The 21,158-nt window shown below is 44.0% G+C and carries 23 protein-coding genes; 12 read left to right on the top strand and 11 right to left on the bottom strand.

Going from position 1 to position 21,158, the window contains the following annotated elements; translation table 11 throughout:
- Window positions 1–6: 6 nt before the first annotated feature.
- A complete protein-coding gene (locus R7O13_RS05250) occupies window positions 7–156 on the bottom strand; it encodes a hypothetical protein (protein ID WP_017634379.1) in 150 nt (49 codons plus the stop codon).
- Between the two features lie 120 nt (window positions 157–276).
- Between R7O13_RS05250 and yddG the strand changes: the two genes are divergently transcribed.
- On the top strand, window positions 277–1,179 hold the full coding sequence (gene yddG / locus R7O13_RS05245; RefSeq protein ID WP_005389394.1) for an aromatic amino acid DMT transporter YddG: 903 nt from the start codon (window positions 277–279) through the stop codon (window positions 1,177–1,179).
- 151 nt (window positions 1,180–1,330) lie between these two features.
- On the opposite strand, the gene R7O13_RS05240 is transcribed toward yddG, so the two are convergent.
- Together R7O13_RS05240 and R7O13_RS05235 are read right to left on the bottom strand one after the other, a co-directional pair.
- Window positions 1,331–2,224, bottom strand: coding sequence for a cation diffusion facilitator family transporter (locus tag R7O13_RS05240; protein ID WP_053303754.1), 894 nt, complete (start codon window positions 2,222–2,224; stop codon window positions 1,331–1,333).
- Between the two features lie 176 nt (window positions 2,225–2,400).
- The gene (locus R7O13_RS05235) at window positions 2,401–3,279 is read right to left on the bottom strand and encodes a LysR family transcriptional regulator (protein ID WP_005375568.1); all 879 of its coding nucleotides are present in this window, start codon (window positions 3,277–3,279) and stop codon (window positions 2,401–2,403) included.
- A 171-nt stretch (window positions 3,280–3,450) separates the two neighbouring features.
- Here R7O13_RS05235 and R7O13_RS05230 point away from each other — a divergent pair, with 171 nt between their 5' ends.
- Entirely contained in the window at window positions 3,451–4,026 is a 576-nt protein-coding gene (locus R7O13_RS05230; protein ID WP_017821100.1) for a class I SAM-dependent DNA methyltransferase, read from the top strand.
- Window positions 4,027–4,175: 149 nt separating this feature from the next.
- Here R7O13_RS05230 and R7O13_RS05225 read toward each other — a convergent pair whose 3' ends face one another.
- Entirely contained in the window at window positions 4,176–6,149 is a 1,974-nt protein-coding gene (locus tag R7O13_RS05225; protein ID WP_318303211.1) for an acetoacetate--CoA ligase, read from the bottom strand.
- A 222-nt stretch (window positions 6,150–6,371) separates the two neighbouring features.
- On the opposite strand from R7O13_RS05225, the gene phhA reads away from it, so the two are divergent.
- Together phhA and R7O13_RS05215 are read left to right on the top strand one after the other, a co-directional pair.
- Window positions 6,372–7,166, top strand: a complete 795-nt coding sequence (gene phhA, locus R7O13_RS05220; protein ID WP_005375564.1) for a phenylalanine 4-monooxygenase — start codon at window positions 6,372–6,374, stop codon at window positions 7,164–7,166.
- Window positions 7,156–7,494 carry a 4a-hydroxytetrahydrobiopterin dehydratase gene (locus R7O13_RS05215; RefSeq protein ID WP_005375563.1) on the top strand — a complete coding sequence of 113 codons (339 nt, stop codon included), beginning with the start codon at window positions 7,156–7,158 and terminating at the stop codon, window positions 7,492–7,494. Before phhA ends, R7O13_RS05215 begins: the two co-directional genes overlap by 11 nt.
- A 70-nt stretch (window positions 7,495–7,564) precedes the next feature.
- Here R7O13_RS05215 and R7O13_RS05210 read toward each other — a convergent pair whose 3' ends face one another.
- Complete coding sequence (locus tag R7O13_RS05210) at window positions 7,565–9,334, bottom strand: choice-of-anchor I family protein (protein ID WP_318303210.1); 1,770 nt, start codon at window positions 9,332–9,334, stop codon at window positions 7,565–7,567.
- A gap of 199 nt (window positions 9,335–9,533) precedes the next feature.
- On the opposite strand from R7O13_RS05210, the gene R7O13_RS05205 reads away from it, so the two are divergent.
- Entirely contained in the window at window positions 9,534–9,878 is a 345-nt protein-coding gene (locus R7O13_RS05205; RefSeq protein ID WP_005375560.1) for a HopJ type III effector protein, read from the top strand.
- Between the two features lie 38 nt (window positions 9,879–9,916).
- Here the strand turns inward: R7O13_RS05205 and R7O13_RS05200 are convergent, their stop codons facing one another.
- Window positions 9,917–10,225: a cysteine-rich CWC family protein gene (locus R7O13_RS05200; RefSeq protein ID WP_080276966.1), complete on the bottom strand. Its 309-nt coding sequence runs from the start codon at window positions 10,223–10,225 to the stop codon at window positions 9,917–9,919.
- 143 nt (window positions 10,226–10,368) lie between these two features.
- Between R7O13_RS05200 and R7O13_RS05195 the strand changes: the two genes are divergently transcribed.
- Window positions 10,369–10,584, top strand: a complete 216-nt coding sequence (locus R7O13_RS05195; RefSeq protein WP_005375557.1) for a DUF3820 family protein — start codon at window positions 10,369–10,371, stop codon at window positions 10,582–10,584.
- Window positions 10,585–10,624: 40 nt separating this feature from the next.
- Window positions 10,625–10,870, top strand: coding sequence for a hypothetical protein (locus R7O13_RS05190; RefSeq protein WP_017821096.1), 246 nt, complete (start codon window positions 10,625–10,627; stop codon window positions 10,868–10,870).
- 169 nt (window positions 10,871–11,039) lie between these two features.
- Here the strand turns inward: R7O13_RS05190 and R7O13_RS05185 are convergent, their stop codons facing one another.
- Complete coding sequence (locus R7O13_RS05185; RefSeq protein WP_005389411.1) at window positions 11,040–11,648, bottom strand: LysE family translocator; 609 nt, start codon at window positions 11,646–11,648, stop codon at window positions 11,040–11,042.
- A gap of 161 nt (window positions 11,649–11,809) precedes the next feature.
- Between R7O13_RS05185 and R7O13_RS05180 the strand changes: the two genes are divergently transcribed.
- Window positions 11,810–13,168 (top strand): PLP-dependent aminotransferase family protein, encoded by a 1,359-nt coding sequence (locus R7O13_RS05180; RefSeq protein WP_137283130.1) that lies wholly within the window; start codon window positions 11,810–11,812, stop codon window positions 13,166–13,168.
- 306 nt (window positions 13,169–13,474) lie between these two features.
- Here R7O13_RS05180 and R7O13_RS05175 read toward each other — a convergent pair whose 3' ends face one another.
- On the bottom strand, window positions 13,475–14,077 hold the full coding sequence (locus R7O13_RS05175; protein ID WP_025768446.1) for a helix-turn-helix domain-containing protein: 603 nt from the start codon (window positions 14,075–14,077) through the stop codon (window positions 13,475–13,477).
- Between the two features lie 45 nt (window positions 14,078–14,122).
- Here R7O13_RS05175 and R7O13_RS05170 point away from each other — a divergent pair, with 45 nt between their 5' ends.
- The 3 genes from R7O13_RS05170 (at window position 14,123) to R7O13_RS05160 (ending at window position 16,756) form a co-directional block, all read left to right on the top strand.
- Window positions 14,123–14,827, top strand: coding sequence for a B3/4 domain-containing protein (locus R7O13_RS05170; RefSeq protein ID WP_005389417.1), 705 nt, complete (start codon window positions 14,123–14,125; stop codon window positions 14,825–14,827).
- Between the two features lies 1 nt (window position 14,828).
- Window positions 14,829–15,455, top strand: a complete 627-nt coding sequence (locus R7O13_RS05165; RefSeq protein WP_242013366.1) for a LysE/ArgO family amino acid transporter — start codon at window positions 14,829–14,831, stop codon at window positions 15,453–15,455.
- Between the two features lie 281 nt (window positions 15,456–15,736).
- Window positions 15,737–16,756, top strand: a complete 1,020-nt coding sequence (locus R7O13_RS05160) for a hypothetical protein (protein WP_318303204.1) — start codon at window positions 15,737–15,739, stop codon at window positions 16,754–16,756.
- Window positions 16,757–16,879: 123 nt separating this feature from the next.
- Here R7O13_RS05160 and R7O13_RS05155 read toward each other — a convergent pair whose 3' ends face one another.
- A complete protein-coding gene (locus R7O13_RS05155; RefSeq protein ID WP_318303202.1) occupies window positions 16,880–17,686 on the bottom strand; it encodes a sulfite exporter TauE/SafE family protein in 807 nt (268 codons plus the stop codon).
- A 122-nt stretch (window positions 17,687–17,808) separates the two neighbouring features.
- Between R7O13_RS05155 and R7O13_RS05150 the strand changes: the two genes are divergently transcribed.
- Window positions 17,809–18,603 (top strand): AraC family transcriptional regulator, encoded by a 795-nt coding sequence (locus R7O13_RS05150; protein WP_258655995.1) that lies wholly within the window; start codon window positions 17,809–17,811, stop codon window positions 18,601–18,603.
- Window positions 18,604–18,849: 246 nt separating this feature from the next.
- Here the strand turns inward: R7O13_RS05150 and yidZ are convergent, their stop codons facing one another.
- Together yidZ and R7O13_RS05140 are read right to left on the bottom strand one after the other, a co-directional pair.
- Window positions 18,850–19,806, bottom strand: coding sequence for an HTH-type transcriptional regulator YidZ (gene yidZ / locus R7O13_RS05145; RefSeq protein ID WP_213970820.1), 957 nt, complete (start codon window positions 19,804–19,806; stop codon window positions 18,850–18,852).
- The gene (locus tag R7O13_RS05140; protein ID WP_213970819.1) at window positions 19,781–20,986 is read right to left on the bottom strand and encodes an MFS transporter; all 1,206 of its coding nucleotides are present in this window, start codon (window positions 20,984–20,986) and stop codon (window positions 19,781–19,783) included. The genes yidZ and R7O13_RS05140 overlap by 26 nt, the downstream gene beginning before the upstream one ends.
- Between the last annotated feature and the right edge of the window lie 172 nt (window positions 20,987–21,158).

The following is a 21,158-nucleotide window of genomic DNA, read 5'->3' as shown; positions in this document are numbered from 1 at the left end:
ATTCCTTTACTCTGAACGTTCCTTAGATTGCTCTTCGCTATCTAGACCATGCGTTTCCGAATGTGTTTTAACGTTTTCACTCTCGTTGTCATCTTCATCATAGTAGCGCACAACAAAGGGTGTAAGCATAACACTAGAGGGCAGAAAATGTTTCATATCGACTCCAACGGCTTAATAGAATGATTTTTATACTGATTTTTATAAAACAGTACGTTGAACCTGATCATTTTTGAGTTAAGCTGACGTTTCCTTTGGCATTCGTGAGTGGTAGGTCACATGAAATCAGTGCAATTTCGTTTCACACTTTATGGTTGTATCGCGATTCTCTCTTGGAGTTGTCTGCTTGGCATCGCGAGGTTGGTTACGGAGAGTTTAGGTCCTGTAGGCGGGGCAGCCATGTTGTACTCTCTTAGCTCTGTTTTCCTTCTTATCGTGGTCGGTATTCCAAAGTTGTCTTACTTTTCTCCCAAGTATCTTGCGCTTGGTGGTGCGATGTTCGTCTGTTATGAAATATTTCTCGCTCTATCTTTGGGATATTCCAACTCGCGCGCGCAGGCAATTGAGGTGTCGATTGTCAATTACCTTTGGCCCGCACTGACGGTTTTATTTGCGGTCCTTGGCAGCAATAAAAAAACAAACTGGTTGCTTTATCCCGCAGTTACGCTGGCGTTTGTTGGGGTTGCTTGGACTGTGAGCGGTGAGAATGGCTTATCCATAACTCAGATCATGTCCAATGTTAGTAGTAACCCTCTGGTGTATTTTATGGCTTTCGCTGGCGCGGTTATATGGGCTTTTTATTGCAACTTAACCCAAAGGCAGCAATCTAAACATAATGCGATTACCCTGTTTTTTATTGCAACAGCTGTTTCGCTTTGGGTCAAATACGCGTTTACGGATGAGCCACCAATGACATTCAGTTGGGAAGCGATGGGGTACTTAGTGGCCTCTGCGGCTTTAATGGCTGGTGGTTATGGTTTATGGAATATCGCGATCGTTGGCGGCAATATGGTTTTTCTCGCCACCTTGTCTTACTTCACACCCATTTTTTCCGCTTTATTTTCTTCCATTATTCTTGGCGTAACTCTGAGCCATAGCTTTTGGCAGGGCGTTGTGATGGTAACGGTGGGCTCGCTGATGTGTTGGTTAGTCACCAAAGAGAAGCGCGAAGCGGCTGGGTAAGTTACCAACGAGATCAGAGAATTTAAGTGAGCAACGAACAGATCTCCCTTGCGAGCTGTATTCGAATACGAAGAAGCTAAATCGAAAAAATTAAAAAAGCTCCCGAGATTGGGAGCTTTTTATTGAGTTTTAACGGCTCTTTGGTGGCACTCTAATAAGCGACGTTCAAGTGTAGTTGAAGCTTGAATCTGTGCTTCGACAGTCGCTTGATAAGCTGCTTACGAGTGTGCTCTAGTGTATCAAGCTCCAATGTGTCGTCATCAATATGTACGTCCACATTTACTCGTAGCTCTTGGCCCACCTTCGTTACGCCAGCCAGTTTCAATTGATGCTCAGTTACTTTTTCAATCTCAAGAACATCTTTGCCAACGCTCTGACACAGCTCTTTGCTTGGTGCCATCATTAGTAGTTCACGTAAGGCACCTACTAGCATATCGAACGGTACTTTGAGGAAGTAAAAGCCCATTAAAACCATCATCATGGGGTCGGCATATACCGCATACTCAGAGAATGGCGTTAGTGAAACAGCCCAAGCCGAGATAAATCCTACGGTCACCGCCACACTCAACAAAGTATCCATTTGCCACTGTTTTTTCTCCGCTTCAATCAAGCCTGATGAGAAGCGGCGGCTGCGTTTCGCCATAAACCACCAAGCGTAACCACAACCGATAACATTCACGATGCCGAATAAGGTCGCAATAGAAGCATCGACCTCGCGACCTCCAGACATCAATGCTGATATCGCAGAGTAGAGAGAGAAGCTTACAACCACTAAAATGACGGCTGCTTTTATCGCAATAACGATTGGTTCTAAGACCGCTTTTCCAAATGGGAATACAGATTTTGAAGGCTTGTTAATATAGTAAGAAGCGGCCAGTGACAATAAAGTTAACAGTAAGCTGACCAAAGAGTAAACACCGTCAAACACGATGACAATTGATCCTACAAGCAAGCCAAGTACCATACCACCAGCAGCGAACCCAGATGCCAAAAGGGCTGAAATGGTTAGAATACGGTTTTCATTTTTGCTTGTCCTGTCACACATAAAAGATGCCTTTGAATTTTAATACCTTACTATTCTTCGCTCATAAGGTAATTTAGGCAACCACAAAGTGACCAGTAACTAATCTAAAAAATTGCGTTTTTATTTATATTCCTATAAAACAATGGCTTACTGTGATTTTTTGGTGTCAGTAAAATTGACGCTCACTGATAAAATGTTTAGAAGTCAAATAAATACTCGCTCAATTTATCTGCTAACCACGTCATTGCTGGATGCTCAGTATGGCCGTTAGGTGAAAACATACAGTAGTCTTCTTGCGTCAATCCGTATGTGTGTTTGATAACGGCGAGCTTCTGCTGACGAAGGTAATGGCGGATTAATGGTTCTGGAAGCACGCCCCAAGCGTCTTCTTCTAAGATGGTGTTCAGCATGTAGTCAAAACTCGAAAAACCAATATATCGAGTCGAGAAAGGTTGCAGTTCAGGGTTGTCTTTCTCATTTAGGTACACCATTAGTGCTTGCATCTGACTACGTAGATCTTCGTCTGAGACACGGCGCATCTTACTTAGGCGGTGTTCTACACTGCATACTGACATCATACGTATCTTGCCTAATGGGTTATATACGATACGAGGATCGTCTACTCGCTCATAATCAACGCCGAAAGCAAAATCTACTTGGTGGGTACTGACCAAGTTGGCTAAGTCGCCACTGGATGCCAAGATTAAGTTGAAGGTTGTTGAAGGAAAGCGGTTATTCAATGTATGAGATAATTCTTGCCAGAGATCATCAGGTAAGGAGTCGTCACGTGCTACCCAAACTTCCGCGTTAAACCCTTCCGAGATTTGAGCGCAGGTCTTTCTGACCCGTTGTGCGATGATAAGTAGGTGTTCGCAATCTTTGTAAATGGCTTTCCCAGCTTCAGAGAGGGTGAGCTGGTTGCCAGTTCGGTTAAACAATTCAACGTCGAGATCTTTCTCTAATGCCTTAATCGACATACTGAGTTTGGTACGATTGCAGTCGAGTTGCCTTGCCGCTTCAGAAACAGAACCACACTCAGCGATGGTGCAGAAGGCTTCTACTTGAGTTAAGTTCATGATTTGACACAACCAATAAATGAATTCAAATAATTTGGGTATTATGCAGATGCGCTCCCAAAGCCATGAAAGATTATCGAAAAAAACGCGAATCCGCCAGATAAGTCTATGGTCTTTTAACGGTTTTGCGGTAATCTATGTGGGTTACAAAAAGTGAACATGGAGGCCACGATGGCACAAGATTGGGACGGCTTAGCAAAAAACTGGGAATCAAATCCAGCAACAGAGCAATTTGCGCAGTCGGTGTTTGAGCAGTTACAACAGCTAACTCAGCTTGATGGCATTAAAGTACTAGATTTTGGATGCGGAACAGGGCAGTTAAGTCAACGATTGTCACCGATGGTTAAAGACATCGTAGCATTAGACGCATCGGAAGCCATGATTGAGGAACTCGATAAAAAAGAGCTCGTCAACGTAGAACCTGTGGTAGATGCATTATCTCGCGGCTTGGTTGCTCAGCACCCTGCGTTTCGTGGACAGTTCGACTTGGTGGTTGCATCATCAGTTTTAGCGTTCGTGGAAGACTTAGACGCGTCATTAACGATCTCACATTCTCTACTTAACCACGGCGGCTATTTTGTTCATTTTGATTGGATTGCAGAATGTGAACAAGACGGTTTTACCCTTGCGAAGTCTGAGCGTGCACTGAAAGAAGCGGGTTTTACTGAAGTTGAATCGCAACACGTTTTTGACATTACATCTGATGGTAAAACAATGTCGGTATTAATGGGGCTTGGTCGTCGCTAATACTGCTGAATAAAGAACACAAAATGACAAAAGCGAGCTAACAAGCTCGCTTTTTTCTTATCTGCTGAGGGTATATGTAACTTCACTTGCTCTAAACAAGTCGTCGTGGTGCAGGCAAGGACATACTCGAACAACTAAGTCTTCGGAGGTTATTTTGAGACGACTATCCTGCGTATCTCCTCCAGCACTTCAGGGTTGGCTATTGCGCCTAAATTTTCGACGTTTCGGTTGTTAACGACTTGCTTAACGGCTAACTCGACCAGCTTTCCTGAGCGTGTCTTAGGTATATCGCTTATTGCGTAAATCGCACTAGGTACATGCCTTGGAGAACATGCAGACTTTAGCTGTGCTTTGATGGAAGCGATCATCTCGTCATTGAGCTCTACCCCTTTGACTAATTGGACAAACAGCCATACTTGTTCGTTGCGATCGACTTCTTTTCCTACTGCGATCGAATCTAGAATACCGTCTATACAGTTCACTTGCTGATAGATTTCGGCCGTGCCGATTCTTACGCCACCGGGATTCAACGTAGTATCACTTCGACCATAAAACACGTATCCCCCAACGCTGGTCTGTTCAACATCATCGCCGTGGTGCCAAATATTGTCGAATTTATCCCAATAAGCGCGATGATATCTCTCACCGGTGTCGTTCCAAAAGCCAGCAGGGAAGTTGGGTAATGAATTGGCGCAAACCAACTCACCGCGCTCTCCCATTACGCTATTACCTTGTGGGTTAAAGACTCGGACATCGACCCCTAACCCTGCTGATTGGCACTCTCCCCGATAAACGGGAGAAATAGGGTTGCCTAATACAAAGCAGCCACAAATGTCTGTTCCGCCAGAAATCGAGGCGAGGTGTACATCTTCTTTAATGTGCTGATAGACATAATCAAACTGTTCTGGATACAGAACAGAGCCCGTTGAGCAAATGGTTTTCAGACTTGGAAATGCATCACTTTTCTGCGGAGAAAAAGATGCTTTTTCCAGCGCCTCTAGGTATTTTGCTGAGGTTCCAAACAGCGTCACTTCGGCTCGTTCTGCGAGGTCCCAGAGCACATCATGAGTGGGGTAAACAGGGCTACCATCAAAAATCACCAAACATGCACCGCTCGCGAGTGAAGAAACGTGCCAGTTCCACATCATCCAACCGCAGGTCGTGTAATAAAACACGCGTTCGTTCGGTTGAATATCGCAATGCAGTTGATGCTCTTTCAAGTGATTAAGCACCGTTCCGCCGACGGAATGAACGATGCATTTCGGTTTGCCTGTTGTGCCTGAAGAATAAAGCACAAATAGCGGATCGTTAAAATTCACACGAGTAAAAGTCAGCGCTTCGGGTGTGTATTGATTCAGGACGTTTTGCCAATCTTGGGTGCAGACATCGCATTCAAAAATGTGTGGTTTAAGGTAGCTAATTTGGCAAACTTGTTTAAGACCATCAAGATGATCCGCAATATGCTGGTTTTTCTCAGACATATCGAAAGTTTTGCCATTGAATGTATAGCCATCACAAGTAAACAGGATTTTGGGTTTCACTTGACCAAAGCGTTCCAAAACGCTTTCGACGCCAAAATCAGGTGAGGTGGAAGTCCAGGTCGCCCCCAAACTACTGGTTGCTAGCATGGCTACCACCGTTTGAGGTAGGTGAGGTAAATAACCAGCGACGACATCACCTTGCTTAATTCCACATTCTTTCAACCATTGCTGCACACTCGAAACTTCTTCGCACAATTGTTTCCAGGTGTAGGTCTGTTTTTCTTCACGTTCATTTTCAAACCAAATAGCGAGATCATCGGGTTGGTGACACGCGTAGGTTAGCAAATTTTCGGCGTAGTTAATTTGCGCGTTTGGGAACCATTTTATATCCCTATTTTCAACAGGTTGCTGCCAGCGACTTTCTGCTCGCTCTTTTATGGTCTCTCCCTGAGTGCCAATGACGTCGCAGAATAGCCAAACTTCCTGCCAAAATTTTTCTACATGATCGAGTGACCATTGATGCAGATCAGCGAAGCTTTCAAGGGTATTTCCTTGTCGATTAATGTGTTCAATAAACTGTGTAATGTTGGCTTCTTCGATACGACTTTCGCTCGGTTGCCATACTTTGCTGCTCTCGCGCATAGGTCCCTCTATAACAAAGTGATAACAGGTTTTAGTTTGAGAGGAATACACGATAAAGTCAAACAAGCCAGAGATTATATCGTGTCATAAAAATCATGCAGTTACGATGCGTTGTAAACAATATGTTACATCGGGATGATGCTGAGAAAATCGCGTAGGGATTGGAAGCTCTTAAGACTACAGATAGGCTTAATGTAAAGGATTTGTTAATGGAGATGAGCCATGACCCAGTATCGTTCTAAACCCGTAAACCAGGAAGGCAGGGTTGAATGGAGCCGTGAAGAAGACGCCATTTGGCGAGATTTGGTAACACGACAAATGGGTGTGATCCAAAACAGAGCTTGTGAGGCTTATTTACACGGTTTGACGCTGCTTGATTTACCTCAAGACCGCGTTCCTCAGTTACCAGAAATTAATCGTGTCTTGATGGAGACAACAGGTTGGCAAGTGGAGCCCGTTCCCGCGCTTATTGATTTCGACCGATTTTTTAATCTACTCGGTAATAAGCGCTTTCCAGTCGCCACATTCTTGCGTACAAGAGATGAGTTCGATTACTTACAGGAGCCAGATTTCTTCCACGAAATATTTGGTCATTGCGCGATGTTAACCAACCCAGACTTTGCTGCATTTACCGAGCATTATGGTCAACTAGGGCAAGCCGCTACACCAAAACAAAGAGCCTATCTCGCTCGTCTCTACTGGTTTACTGTAGAGTTTGGTTTGGTGAAAGAAGGGGACAAAACCAAAATTTACGGTGGTGGTATTCTTTCATCTCCTGGCGAAACCCTCTACGCATTAGAGAGTGATGCAGCAATTCGCGACCCATTTGAATTACAAACTGTGCTGAGAACGCCTTATCGTATCGACATCATGCAACCGAAGTACTACGTGATTGATGACTTTTCTCAGCTTTTTAAAATCAGTCAGTTGAATTTATTGAAACAAGCCGATCTAGCGATTGAAGCTGGACTGCTTCCTCCACTTTTTGAACCAAAGGAACCTGCTCATGTTGAATGAACAAAAATGCGAAGCTTGTAGTATCGATGCCATTGCACTAAGCAAAGAAGAACAACAATCTCTGCTGCTGCAATTGTCTGATTGGCAGATCATTGAAAGAGAAGACATACCTCAACTAGAAAAGGTGTATAAATTTAAGAACTTCAAACAAGCATGGGCTTTCAGTAACAAAATCGCGGAACTGGCAGAAGATGAGTTCCACCATCCTTCTATTTTGTTGGAATGGGGTAAGGTTACCGTAACGTGGTGGAGTCACTCTATCAAAGGTCTGCATAAAAACGATTTTATCTGCGCATCAAAGTGTGACGCGCTAGCATCGGCAGAGTAGGACATTACCTCATACAAAAAACGCCCGGCTTACGTCGGGCGTTTTGGTTCTAAATGACTTTTACATTACTTTATAGATTGATTCGGAAGACGGATGTCGTGCCCGATACCTCATTGCCAACGACGATAAAATGACCACCGTTACGGGTAAAGTAATTAATGGACTCTGGACCTAAATCGCCTGCTTTTGGATTGTATGTGTCGTTCATGCATTCGCCATCTTCGACTTCTGTACATACTGGCTGATTGTAATCACGGCGGTTTACGTAATGCATAAACTGCGCTTGTTTCGGGTCTGTGATGTCATAAATCATGATACCGCCTTGACGCTCCAAGCCGATAAACGCGTAATGACGACCGTTAATTTGTGCTACTTCAATCGCCTCTGGCTCAATACCTTTATCATCACTTCGGTCATTGCCACTATTATTGTTATCGTTGGTGCTGTTGAAGTTCTTGCCTTCATTCAGCAGCGCGATAGTCGCGAAATCGTCACCACTATCGAAGACCAACTTGCCGTTTTCATCCCAAATCGAGAATGAACGCGCGCCAAATGATTGAACATTCTCTTGTGCAGAAAGCGTTTGTTCCGGCTTAATCACTTTTAAACGCGCGAGTTGTTTGTTGTCTTTTAGTGCCTCTGCCAATGGGTGTTCTGCTGCTACTTTCAGCTTCTTACCGCGCACTTCATCAATATGGCTTAAACAGGTTCCTTGCTCAGATGTATATTCATCTGTACCGAGGTAATCTTCTTCATCCCACATAAAGCCAGCTTTGTCGCACAGTTCTTGAATGGTTTTGAATCCGTACTCACGCCCGTCGCCTTCATTTGCAGATACGATGTAAGTACTCCCATTCACTGAGTAGCTGTCGATAGTGTCAGGCATAAATAAGCCAACCAGTTGTGGGTAGCTTTTCAAGTTCCCAATGATTTTGTCTTTGTTGGATGCATCGAGTTTAGCGCCCGACCAAGACTTCTCACCTAAGCCAACAATTTTTTCTACCGATTTGCTCTCTGGATTGACGATTGCCATGGCGTTATTTTCTTGTAGCGCGACATAGATTTTACCGTTATCTGCAAAAGTGAGGTATTCAGGCTCTAGATCTTGTGCGACGGTGGCGTTTGGCCCCGAAATACGCACATTCATTGGGAGCTCTGCTTTTCGTGAACCATCAAATTCGTTAAAGCCAATTTGTGTCACTTCTGCTTGAGTAACACCAAGGCTCAGATCGATCAAAGTGATACTACCTTCAGGGTCAATGCTGTAATCGCTGTTTGGTTCTCCTTCATTAGCGGTTGCGATGTATCGGCCATCTTTTGAGAAGCCAACCATGTCTGGCAATGCGCCTGTTGGGAAAGTCGTGACTAATGACAAATCGTCGGAGCGGTACAAGCCAACAATACCATTCGCTTGTTTATTACTGTTTTCAATCGCAACTGCTACCAAACCATTGAATACAGCGACACTGTTTGCTGCGCCAATTTCAATGCCTGCTGCTTCGCCAGCGCTGTTGAGATCGATGAATGCGCTTTGCGTTGGTACGCCGTTGTCATCCATAGACATTACATCGACACGTTTTGCTTGAGCATTAACCACATAGAGCTTATCTGTACAGGCGTCATAACTGACGATTTCAGCTGCCGATGTGTCGAATGGTGCATCAGCAACGGATGTTCCGATAAAAGTTAAACCTTGAATTGACGTTTCCCCAGTAACGGGTGCAGTGGTAGGTTTGCATTGTGTAGCGAATGAAGCCACGGTATCTTCGGGTTGTGATGAACACGCGATGGCAAGTGATGACAATGCGAGTGCACCGATTGCCTTTAAAGGGGTGATCATGATATCTCCTTATCAATCCGATAGGTTGTCAATCAGCATGGGTTTTATGCTGCTGTCCATTTCCGCAACTGGAATGATAGAGCGCTGAATGACGTTTGATTTGGTAAGGCTCTGAATATATGTATGATTGATGACTCTTATATTGGCTTTTTATGAAACTAATGTGTCATCAATATGATGAAATAGGGATAGAGGAATAATGGAATTAAAATCGTTTTTAGATTTATTGGCAGCGTCACCAGAGCAGGTCGAATTTGAAGCAACGATGGCGGTGATCGAAGATAACTATACGTTTGAGCCAACCGCTTTTGTAAATGGTGAGACACAAAACAATGCAGGCGAGAACAACGGTTCGTGTAAGATCTTCGCTTTCGGTTTGCTAAACAACCTAGACAAAGAAGCGACGCTAGCCTGCTTTGGCCGTTTTTATCGTGAAGATGTATTGCAGCATCCAGAGAACAGCGATCACCAGAATATTCGTAATTTTATGGTGACAGGGTGGGAAGGCATTAAGTTTGAAGCGTCCGCTTTAACCGCTAAATAAACACCAGTCAGAAAACGATGATCAGTAAGCCAGTCGTATTACGCGACTGGCTTTTTTTCTAGACATTTTCGGCACAAACACAGCTGGTTGGCGCTTGGCTTGGGTAAATCACGGGTTTCAATAGTAAAGCACCAGCATGTCTCTTTGCCTGCGGCGATATCACAATGGGCTTGAGTCCCGCACTCAGGACAACTATGCGTTGAATCTTCTCCTGCGATTTGTTCGATAATCGCATCTCGTTGGAGATCGGTTTTGTCTTTCCATTGGATGATTTCATCCATCGTCCGGTGACAACCAGAGCATATTCCGGCGTTATTTTTACATGCTGCTCGACAAGGTGACTTCATTGCTTTCTCGTTCTCATTTTTTATGCCGCGTACTCTAGCACAAAGCGAGTCAAGGCCGCCAAAATAAACGTGACTGCGATTTGCTGGTGAGGAGGGAGAACCAGTGTTATCCTTGCACGAGTTACCTTAACTCTCTGTCACTTATGTTAGAAAAAGAAAACCTCATTAAACTCGCTAGAATGCAAATGCCATTTGGGAAATATGCAGGGCGAGTGTTAATCGACCTGCCTGAAGAATACTTACTGTGGTTTGATAAAAAGGGCTGGCCAAGCGGCGAGCTAGGGGATTTGCTCAAGCTATGTTTAGCGCTCAAAATTGAAGGCTTAGATAGTGTCGTGAAGCCTTTGAAGCGCATGTAATTAGCTACAGAAACGCCCACTCTTGATGAAAAGACTTATTATGAATTTTGATATCGATGCACTGAAACACCACCAATTGGTCGAAGATGGTAAATTAGAGGGATGTTACATTCATCAGCCAGCTCAAGGTAGCCAGCAAGATGACAAAGCTGTTTTGGCAGAGCGCCAAGCGTTGGAAAAGTTGGGATATAAGGTAATACAGGTTAAAGCTAAAGGCGGGACAACAACGTTTGCTGAGGCGATGCAAAAGCTTGCGAAGGAAACTGGTCACCTGCCTAAGGAGTAAGTGAGTGTAACCTGCCACAGCCTTACAAGTTCTCCCACCAGACTATTTTTTCATTCAAAAGAGCCAGACCGTTAGGCTGACTCTTTTTGGCCCCAAAGTGTGTTACGCCTCGAAATGCGAATTTAGATAATTGGCAATTTTATACATACAAAACTCTGCTCTTTGCCATTCAGGCAGAGTGCCCCAAAACTGGTAACAATGATATGAATGTTATCGTCGCTAGGCTGATGTTGAACACGCGCTGTCTTAATACGGTATTGAGATAAATACGAATTTTTTTACCAACCCAGACCCAAGTAATATTTGCAAACAGTCCGAATGTCGTAAACACGAAAGTAATCAATGTAACAGAGAACCAATAGTTAGAAGGGAGACTATAACTTGTGACCAAAGCAAGTGATGCCATCCAAGCCTTCATATTACCCAGTTGAAACAACGTAGCCTGAGTTACGTTGATTGGTTTGCTTTTAGTGGGTTTGCCTGCGAAAGGGTTAGTACATAGCAGCTTAATCATCAGCCAGAACATGTAAACCAGACCGATGTATTTTATAGCGAGATACCAACTTGGATGAGTTTGTAGGGCAACACCGACACCACATGCACAAAGCAGAATTAACCCTATTACGCCAATACGGATACCAATTAGGTGTCGCCATGATTTCCTTATACCAAATTGTGCCCCTGAGTTGGCGAGCAATAAGTTATTTGGGCCGGGTGTTATGGCGGTGACAAACGCAAATAAACTCATCGCTGGAGTTAGGTCCCATAATGTTGTCATTTCTTTTCTTCTCAAATTAGTGCTGATAAGCCAAGAATAAAGGGATGAAGTGAGAGAGACCTACAGTTAATGCGTCATGGTGACAATTCTTTGATTTCATTTTCGTCAGGCCTTATTTATCCTGAATACAAGAGTTAATTGTACCCCTTCGGAGAGAGACAATGTTAGTCCCTGATATATCGGGTCGTTCCGGACCTAAGTTTATGGCACTGGCTGAAGCGATTGCAGAGGTGATAGAGAGTGGTGAACTCGAACCAGACACTAAATTACCTCCTCAGCGTATTTTATCTTATCGCTTAGGTGTGACGGTTGGAACGGTGACGAGGGCATATAGGGAGCTAGAGCGGAGGGGCTTAACGGAACCAAAAGTAGGAAGCGGTACTTATGTACGTAACAGAGAAACTGAACTGAACCACTTTTATCATCCGGTATTGGAAGAAAAAGGCATTGATCTGGCACGTTGCCGACCTTTGCTATTATCGCAGCCGAAATTTCTTGCGAATGCGTTGAAAGAGCTATCACACGAGGAAATTGCGCAGGCAGCCGTGCTGGATTACTACTCCGCTGATGGCATTCGGGGTCATAACGAGACTCTTCGACAATGGCTGATGACCAAATTCAATATCGATATTGATGCACGGCGTCTAGTGTGGACTCATGGAGGGCAACACGGGATATCGTTGATTATTCAATCTCTAAGCCGCCCTAAAGATACAATTCTTGCTGAAGGACTGTGTTATCCAGAGTTCATCTATGCATGTCAGCAATCCGAACGAAAGCTAGTGCCAGTAAAAGTCGATGAACATGGATTAGATCCAGAAGATCTGGCTTTGCACTGTAAGAGGCATCGCCCAAAACTGCTTTATCTTACGCCGGGAATACAGAACCCGACCGGAGCTCAGTTAACGGATAGCCGAAGACTAAAAATCATAGAGATATGTCGTCGTTACAATGTGTTGATTATTGAGGACGATGTTCTCTACTGCCCACCGTCTCATCGAAAGAGTCCCTTAGTTGCTATCGCTCCAGATATTACCTTATACGTGGGCAGTTTTTCTAAGTACTTTGCAGGTGGATTGCGGCTGGGTTTCATCATTCTGCCTTTGTCGTTCAAAGATTTACTGCAACGTGCGCTACGAGCCAGTTGTATGTATGTTAGCCCTTTGATAATCGACCTTGTTTGTCGTTGGTTAACTAGCGGAGCTATGCAAGCCGTGGACAAAGAGATAGCGATGGAACTCAGTGCACGTCATCGGATCTGGAAGGCAGTATTTCCCGAAATCCAGATTGGTGTTCCTGGTTACAATGTGTGGCTACCTTTGCCTGAGCCATTAACAGGATATCACTTTAACCAGTCGTTGTTGAAACATGGTGTCAGAGTGAGGGAAGCGGAAATGTTTGCTGTGGGTCGGTATGAAGTGCCGGCAGCAGTGAGGATATCACTTGCAGGTCCATTAAGCCGATTACAATTGCAATCAGCTTTAGATATCGTAAGAGAGCAAATCAAACGGTTAACTTAAGTTTCATAGTTCACATGGATTGCTCAATATCTAACTATTCAATGCTCTATTAGGATTGAACACACCGATATACATAAAGTGCTCGAAGTTGTGCTCAAAGTCTCAAAAGTTACTTGAAATCTGAAACTCGCTTAGACGTCTTTTGGGCAGCATCGAGTTGATTCATCTTTGTCGAGAGCCTTCATGTTGAGTACTTTCCAACGCAAAAGTGCCCCATTGTTACTTGGGGCTAGTACTAATCCATCTATTGTGAGTATGGCTTTGCCTTAATAAATCTTATTTGAACTCGCCTCTAAATGAGTGGGCTTATCGATGTAACTCAGCAACGCTCATAGTGAAAACTAAATCCGAATCTGCTTGGTTTGAGTAGCTGTGAGGGACATCCGTTTTAGCTATAGCGGACTGACCTTCATGCAGTTCTATGGCTTTCCCATCAATATTCAAAGTGAGTATTCCAGACTCAACATGAAAAAGTTCAAACGTGCCTTGTGGATGACCTGCTGATTCAAAAACTTCTGATGGTTTCATATTCCAGCGCCACAACTCAATCATATCTGGGCCGCTTGTTCCCGCCAGAAGTTTTGCGCTACCACCGTGCTCGCCAGTCCAAAGCGTTGGAATGTCCTCTTTATCAATGATGTTGACTGTTGGATTACTCGCAACATTCACAATATCGGCAACCGAAATCCCAAGGGCAGCAGACAGTTTACACAACGTCGAAATGCTAGGGTTAGCTGCCCCTTTCTCTACTTCTACTAACATGCCTTTACTTATCCCTGCTCTTTTTGACAGGGCATCCAGTGACAACTTGAGCCTTTTTCGATGTTCCTTGATCCTTGCGGCTACCGCTTGATTAATGAAATCAGCATCAGTGCCACTATCGGTCGATATATTGACTTTTTTGGTCATTGTAATGTATCTTGCATGAAAATGAATCACTGAAGGAATTATCTAATGGTTGTTGTAGTGCCGTCAATCGATGCTCGAATTTCCCAGATTGCACCAGAGTTCAAAGCATTGAGCATATCCGTTAAAGGAACGGAAGTTCAGAGCCAAGAGTATGCAAAACGGGTTCTGCAAGAAGCATGTACTTCCGTCATTGAGAACGACTATCCATGGGCAGAATCACACATCAATGCGTGGGGAGACGTTTTTCGTCAATTTGGCGCTAAACCAAATCGAACCCCTTGCTCGGCTGCTGCACTGCGAAAACGAGTATTGAAAGATGGAGGAATGCAGAGCATTGACCCTATTGTGGATATTTATAATGCCATCAGTATTCGATACGCCATACCCGTAGGTGGTGAAGATATGGACAGTTATCAAGGAACGCCAACACTCACTATCGCAGATGGCTCTGAATCCTTTGACACCATGAAAAATGGTGAGGCTTCAATTGAAAACCCTGATGTTGGGGAAGTAATTTGGCGCGATGAAGTAGGCGTTACTTGTCGTCGTTGGAACTGGAGGCAGGGTGTCAGAACCCGAATTGAATCTGACACACGTAACATGTGGTTTATTCTAGAAAGCTTGCCTGAAATGCCACTAGAACGCTTGCAGGAGGCGGGGCAAGAAATGATTAAACACTTGCAAGTGATCATGCCTGATTCAGTGATAGAGCAATCGTTGGTGTTTGCTTCAAAATCCATTGAGGTTTGATGTGATAAATACTTTGTTAACGGGTGCCGTTGTTTCTGGAAGTTTGATTGTCGCAATCGGTAGCCAAAATGCGTTTCTATTAAAGTGCGGATTAAAAAAGCAATACGCACTGTCCGTTGCCACTATCTGCTTTCTTGGAGACATTCTACTGATCAGTACTGGTGTACTTGGTATAGGGACACTGCTCTATAAAGCACCATTATGGAAAGACCTTTTGACTCTTGGCGGCGTAGTATTTCTTTTCTGGTATGGCTACCAATCTGCAAAATCAGCATGGAATGGTTCAAGTCACCTAGAGTTGGAAAATTCGGACATTGCCCAGAGTTGGTTAAAAGTCGTTTTAATGGCGATGGCTATCACTTTTTTAAATCCACATGTCTATCTGGATACGGTGGTGATCCTTGGTGGTGTGACTGCTCAAATGGAACCTGATGAAAAACGATTGTTTGTTATAGGGGCACTGATTGCATCAGGGATCTGGTTTTATGGATTAGTGTATTTGGCTAACAAGTTGATCCCACTTTTTAGTAAGCCAAGAACATGGAGAATTTTAGATTCTGCGATTTCATGCATCATGTTTGGTATTGCATTGAAGCTCGCAACACCTCTGTTAAGCCAATACATATAGAGCGTCTCGATAAAGCTGCATTTCCAATAACTAAACTGCTCCTGCCAGATTGGACACAGATTTTCCATACCAGAAGTTATTCGCATTTTGCTAATTTAAGTAAATGCTCTAAATTATTTCTGTCCAAGAGAGTGCTGGCGCAGTTCAAAGTAGGCACTTGCTTTGGGTTACTCGACTCCAAGTAACTTTATTGCTATGTTTCGCAAAATATATGGAGAATCTCCTGCGCGTTATTTTTCTAGATGCCGTGCAGAATAATGTGTTGACCGGCTGAGGGAAAAATGAAAACCAAAATAATAATGTCTTTTCTACTCGCTACATTGTGTGTCAGTGCCAGCGCCAGTACGAATGAGCCGAAATACCATTCTGCGCTAACAATCAAAACGGCATTCAGTGAAGACAGAGACAAGCCTGTGGAAGTCTATTACTGGTATCCCACCACGAACGAAAAAAGCAATTTCTCGTTTGGTCGAGGGAACATTTTTAAATCAGTCGAAACGCAGTTAGATGCCCCTTTAGCAAGTGGAAAATTTCCCGTTGTGCTTTTGTCGCAGGGCGGAACACGGTCAGCGTTTTCCCACAGTGGTTGGATAGCATTGAGCCTGGCGCAACAAGGTTATGTCGTTGTGGTACCAAAGCCTCCTGCACCGAACGAAATCAATGCAGAAATGGCTGTTGATGAAATCACATTCAGAACCAGTGATTTGGTGCTTGGGCTGAACGAATTAAGTTCGGTCGGGATACTGTCCGGAGGCGTAGATACTGATGCAGTGCAGGGGGTCGGCTTTTTTCTGGGCGGCACATCTATGCTGATGCTCTCCGGAGCGCAAATAAGCCCGGAGAAATATCGAACATCGTGTCACAACGCCACCAATGTAGACTGTCATTGGTTACGTGAAAATAACGTTGATATTACCAGCATCCCGGATCAAAAATTCCCCCGATTTCAGTCTGAAAACAAACTGAAATCGGTCGTCGTTATCAACCCTGAGCTAACGAAAACTTTTGTCCCTGAAACTCTGGCCTTGATGAACAATGCTATCACCGTGGTGGCGCTCTCTGATCGGCTACATCCCGCACTGACACCAGCCGAATCACTTGTTGCTCTTCCCAATGTGACATTTCAAGAGATTCCTAGTGCGAGTCAGTTTAGTGCGTTCGCAGAATGTACTGACCGTGGCATTAAAATTCTCGCATCAGAAGGGGAGGAAGCACTTTGCCAGGAGCGTGACGAGGTTTCCAGAAAGGACAATCATCAGCACATTTTGGATGTAATTCTGGCCAGGTTAACAAAGTCATAAGAGTGCAACAATGAGGAGCTTTCTTACACATTGTGTGCTTGGACCAGCAAAGCGAGAAGTAAGTTTTTTCAGGCTTATCCTTTCACCATAGTGCAAGGCCTACTAGTGACCGTGTTATTTGCTCTAACTAAGTACTTGTACCAACATTTTGAAACTTAGAAGAACACACAAAATACCAACGATTTTCTTAAGAACTTTATTTGGGAAATACTCTGCACAACGCACGCCGAGGCTAGTAGTTAAGTAGCTACTAATGGAGAAGCTGAGCATTGCAGGAAGGTATATGTATCCTAATACTAAGTTGTTCCAATCTGTGTTTCCCCATCCGTTTAACATGTAACCGAGGCTTCCTGACAGCGCGATAGGGAAACCTATCGCAGCAGAGGTACCAATAGCACGTTTTACCTCAAAATTTTGCTGGACAAGATAGGGGATGATCAACCCCGCACCGCTTATAGAGACAAGTGCTGATACAGAGCCAATCACCGAGCCTACAGTGATATTACCGATAGCCCCATGTGGGTTAGGGTTGTACTCATTTTCAGTGTTGAGAAACATCTTATAAGCAACATACAACATGAATACGCTGAAAAAGCCTGCCAGATAGACTCCTTGTAGATACGATGCTACGAATGTGGCGCAAAATGTTCCGACTAGAACTCCGCTCAACATTTTTACTACCATTGTCGAGTCTACATTCTCTTTTTTGTAGTGAGCGCGCATGCTGCCCAATGTTGTAACAATCATCGAAGCCATTGATGTCCCCAACGCAAGATGCACTACTACCGTATCAGCTATTCCCTGTAGTGAAAATAGAAACGCAAAAATAGGGACGGCCATTCCACCACCACCCACACCAACGAGTCCTGCGAGAAAGCCAATGCCCAAGCCTGCTGTAATGTAATAGATAATAAAGATAGGTTCGTTCATGATGGTTCTGCCTTCGATAAAATGGTCGTTGCTAAAATGTTACTCGAACGTGAACTTGCTATGGTAACGTTAAGAGGACAGAAAATAATGAATAATGGCCAAAATGGAATTGAGTAAATAAAGTGACAAACTCTGATTACAGCGAATGGAAAAATGGCGCCGCACTGATCGCTAAGGAGTGGCAGCATGAAAGGAGCGACTTCAACCATTTGGATCAACGGCCACATAATTGGCACAGTCATCATCGAGGCCAGTTACTGTGTATAGATGAAGGGCTAATACAGGTAAAAACCGATGAAGGAACGTGGATACTACCACCTCACCGAGCTGGTTGGATCCCCCCGGGTGCGATGCACAGTGTTTATTTTTGTGGTTCTCTGAAAGGTCGTTCATTACTGTTTACTCCAGAGAGTTGTGAGCGGTTTCCAATGAGACCTTGTGTTATCCAAATGAGCGATGTGTTGAAAGCCCTATCGGTTAGAGCATCGATATGGAGCAAAACAGACGATCTATCCATACAGTCTTTACGTATTCTCGCCGTAATATCCGATGAAATCGTCAATAGCCCTCATGAGTCACTCCACATCCCACTGCCCAGAGATCCGAGACTGCAAAAAGTTACTCAAGCAATTTTAATAGACCCAAACAGCAAGCATTCTGTAGAGCATTGGGCCAATATTGGGGCAGTCTCATCTCGGACGTTAAGACGATTGATTCGAAGTGAGTTAAACATGAGTTTTAGTGAATGGCGGCAACAAGTACTGCTAATACATTCATTAGAAATGATAGCTCGAGGGGAATCTGTAGGAGCGGTTGCACATGCTTTGGGTTATTCGACACCCAGTAACTTTATCGCGATGTTTCGTCGGGTCTATGGCGATTCACCCACGCGTTACTTTTCGAGTCGTGGCATATAGTTGCCAAGAGCTTACCTAAATTAGGTTCGTTTTTATGTACTGAGGTTTACATTCATTTACTCACGCAACATAAGCAAGTGCTTCTAGCTTTTTTCTGCCCGAATGAGCTGAAATCAATTTCGAAGTGGATAATAGAGTTCAAGATTTTAAAATACTTAATCTAATGGAAGGCAAGACTTCACTCCTACGGCTATTGATAGCATTAAGAGGGAGGCTGTTCTAAATTGTATTTAAAAAATTAATCGTTCAACTTGTGCCATACAGGCTCTTTATCGTCTCCCTCAACCACACGATTTTAGGGTTCTTGTTATTGCGTTTGTGCCAAATCATAGTAAATGGAATCAGTAGCTTGTGCTGATAATCTTCGGCAATGGGGATAGGCAACGCTATTAAGTTGGGGTGAAGCTGTTCGCAGTATCGCTGACAATACTTTGGTGCTGTGGTTAACATTTGATGGTCGGGCTTTTCTGCAACAAATAAAGCTTGCTCGAAACTCGCCATCGTTAGGCTAACGTTTCGAGTATATCCCTGTTCAGCCAAGATCTCATCCAATGCCCAACTGTCATTTTTCTCCCATGCTACATTGATGTGAGCATAGCTTAAGAAAGTATCCAAATTCCACTCTTGCTTGAGCGCAGGATGATCTTTGCGGACATACACCATAGGTAAATCCGAAAACAGCACTTCGAAATTAATAAAATACGGGAGCAGTTCTAACGACTCTTTGGAGCGAGGATGGCTTTCACGGCCAGTAAAACCAATATCCACTTCACCGCTGGTAATGGCGTCTAACGAGTCGTAATCCCAGTTATGGAACTTTACCGTTGAGTCTGGATAAAAATCATGGATTCGTTTGGTCAGTTCATCCGCCATGATGAGTGACAATGGCGACTCTACTCCAAGATGAAATTTAACTCCGCTTGGAACATCATCACCTCGGTGTGAAACAATCAGGTTACCGATCTGCATCCAGTCTGACAAAAGCACTTGCACGTTTGTCGCGAGATTTGTTGGCTTTAGGCCTTGCGGCGTATTCACAAAAAGCGGGTCATCAAACCAAGCGCGCAATTTGCCTAAAGACTTACTCACGGTTGAGGGAGTTACATTAAGTTTTTTCGCCGTTTTAGTAACACTCTGCTCTTGCAGTAGCAATTGCAGAGTGAGCAGTAAATTAAGATCAAGTCGGGCAAGAGATTTCTTCATGAGGCTCACTAACGTTATGATTTGGAAATAATAATATTACGGAGAGTCCAATAACGCCACTAGCAACCAACGCTATCATTAACATCATCACGGCCGACACACCTAACGTCGCCATCAACCAAATGTAAAGTGCAGACCAAGAAACCTGACCTATGCCAAGCATAGAGCTTGCAAGTCCAGCTTTGCGTGAGAACTGGCTTAACGCTTGGCTCATCGCCACACCAAACCCCATTGGAAAACTCATGCTGAGCAGAGTGAATCCTACCATATAAAGTGTCGGACTATCGCTATTCAAGTGAGCCGCGAGAATAACGATAGCCGACAGAAAATTGGTCATTTGTGCAGCGAACATCAATGTGGTTTGTTTGAAGCAAGAAAGAGCAAATGGAACTGAAAACGATGTCGTCATACCTACCATCGCGAGTAGTGCCATCGTTGTTGAATATTCGCCTCGAGTAAAACCAATTGAATCCATTATTATCATTGGTGACGTATTTACATAAGAGAGAATAGCTGTGACGCCTAAAGATGTATAAATAACGCGCGATATGAAAAAGCGGTTAGATAGTGATTCGTCCGAAGCTTCACTCACATTTAAAGTTGTGCGCTTGGTTTTAGGCAAGGTTTCTTTTAAGACAAAGCAAGCAATTAAACCTATCACAACACCCATTATCGCCATGGCAGTGAATAACACGGGCCACGGAAACTTGATCATAATCAGATTGCCGATCACGGGGGCAAGTACTGGGATAGAGCAGATAATTCCATTGAGCATCGATAGAACCTTAGCTCGCTCTGGGTCCCCTAGAGTGTCACGCAAAATGGCAAAGGCCACTACATAGCAACATGCGGCACCTACGCCTTGGAAAAAGCGCATTATTAGGAAGCTATTACTGGTCTCAGCAGAGCCCGCGAACATTGATGCAAGGGTAAAAATCACTGCACCGCAAATGGCAACAGGTTTGCGTCCTAAACAATCAGCAGTTCGCCCAACAAAAACCATAGTCGATGCTAGACCAGCGAGGTAAATAGAAAAAGCAATGTGAAGTTGTGATTCGCTGGTAGACAGGTCATGGGCGATTTGTGGTAAAGCAACCAAGTAGAGATCTATTGCCGTAGGATAAAGCAACACAAAGGCGAAGCTACATATCAGATATCGGGATAAATTAATTTTTTCCATTACTACCTCGTGAAGGAATTGGGCTTACGAGGATGATATGCAACATTACTCATCTTGGCGCGTTACCTTTCTGACAACAGGTATTTCCATATACGACATCAGTAACGATTGTGGCTATAGCAGTCAAATTTGCCCTAAGAAGAACCGTGGTATTGGGAGAAAGTAATCTATA

The sequence above is a fragment of the Vibrio sp. Y176 genome, assembly GCF_033438945.1.
This window is presented reverse-complemented; position numbering and strand designations above follow the sequence as displayed.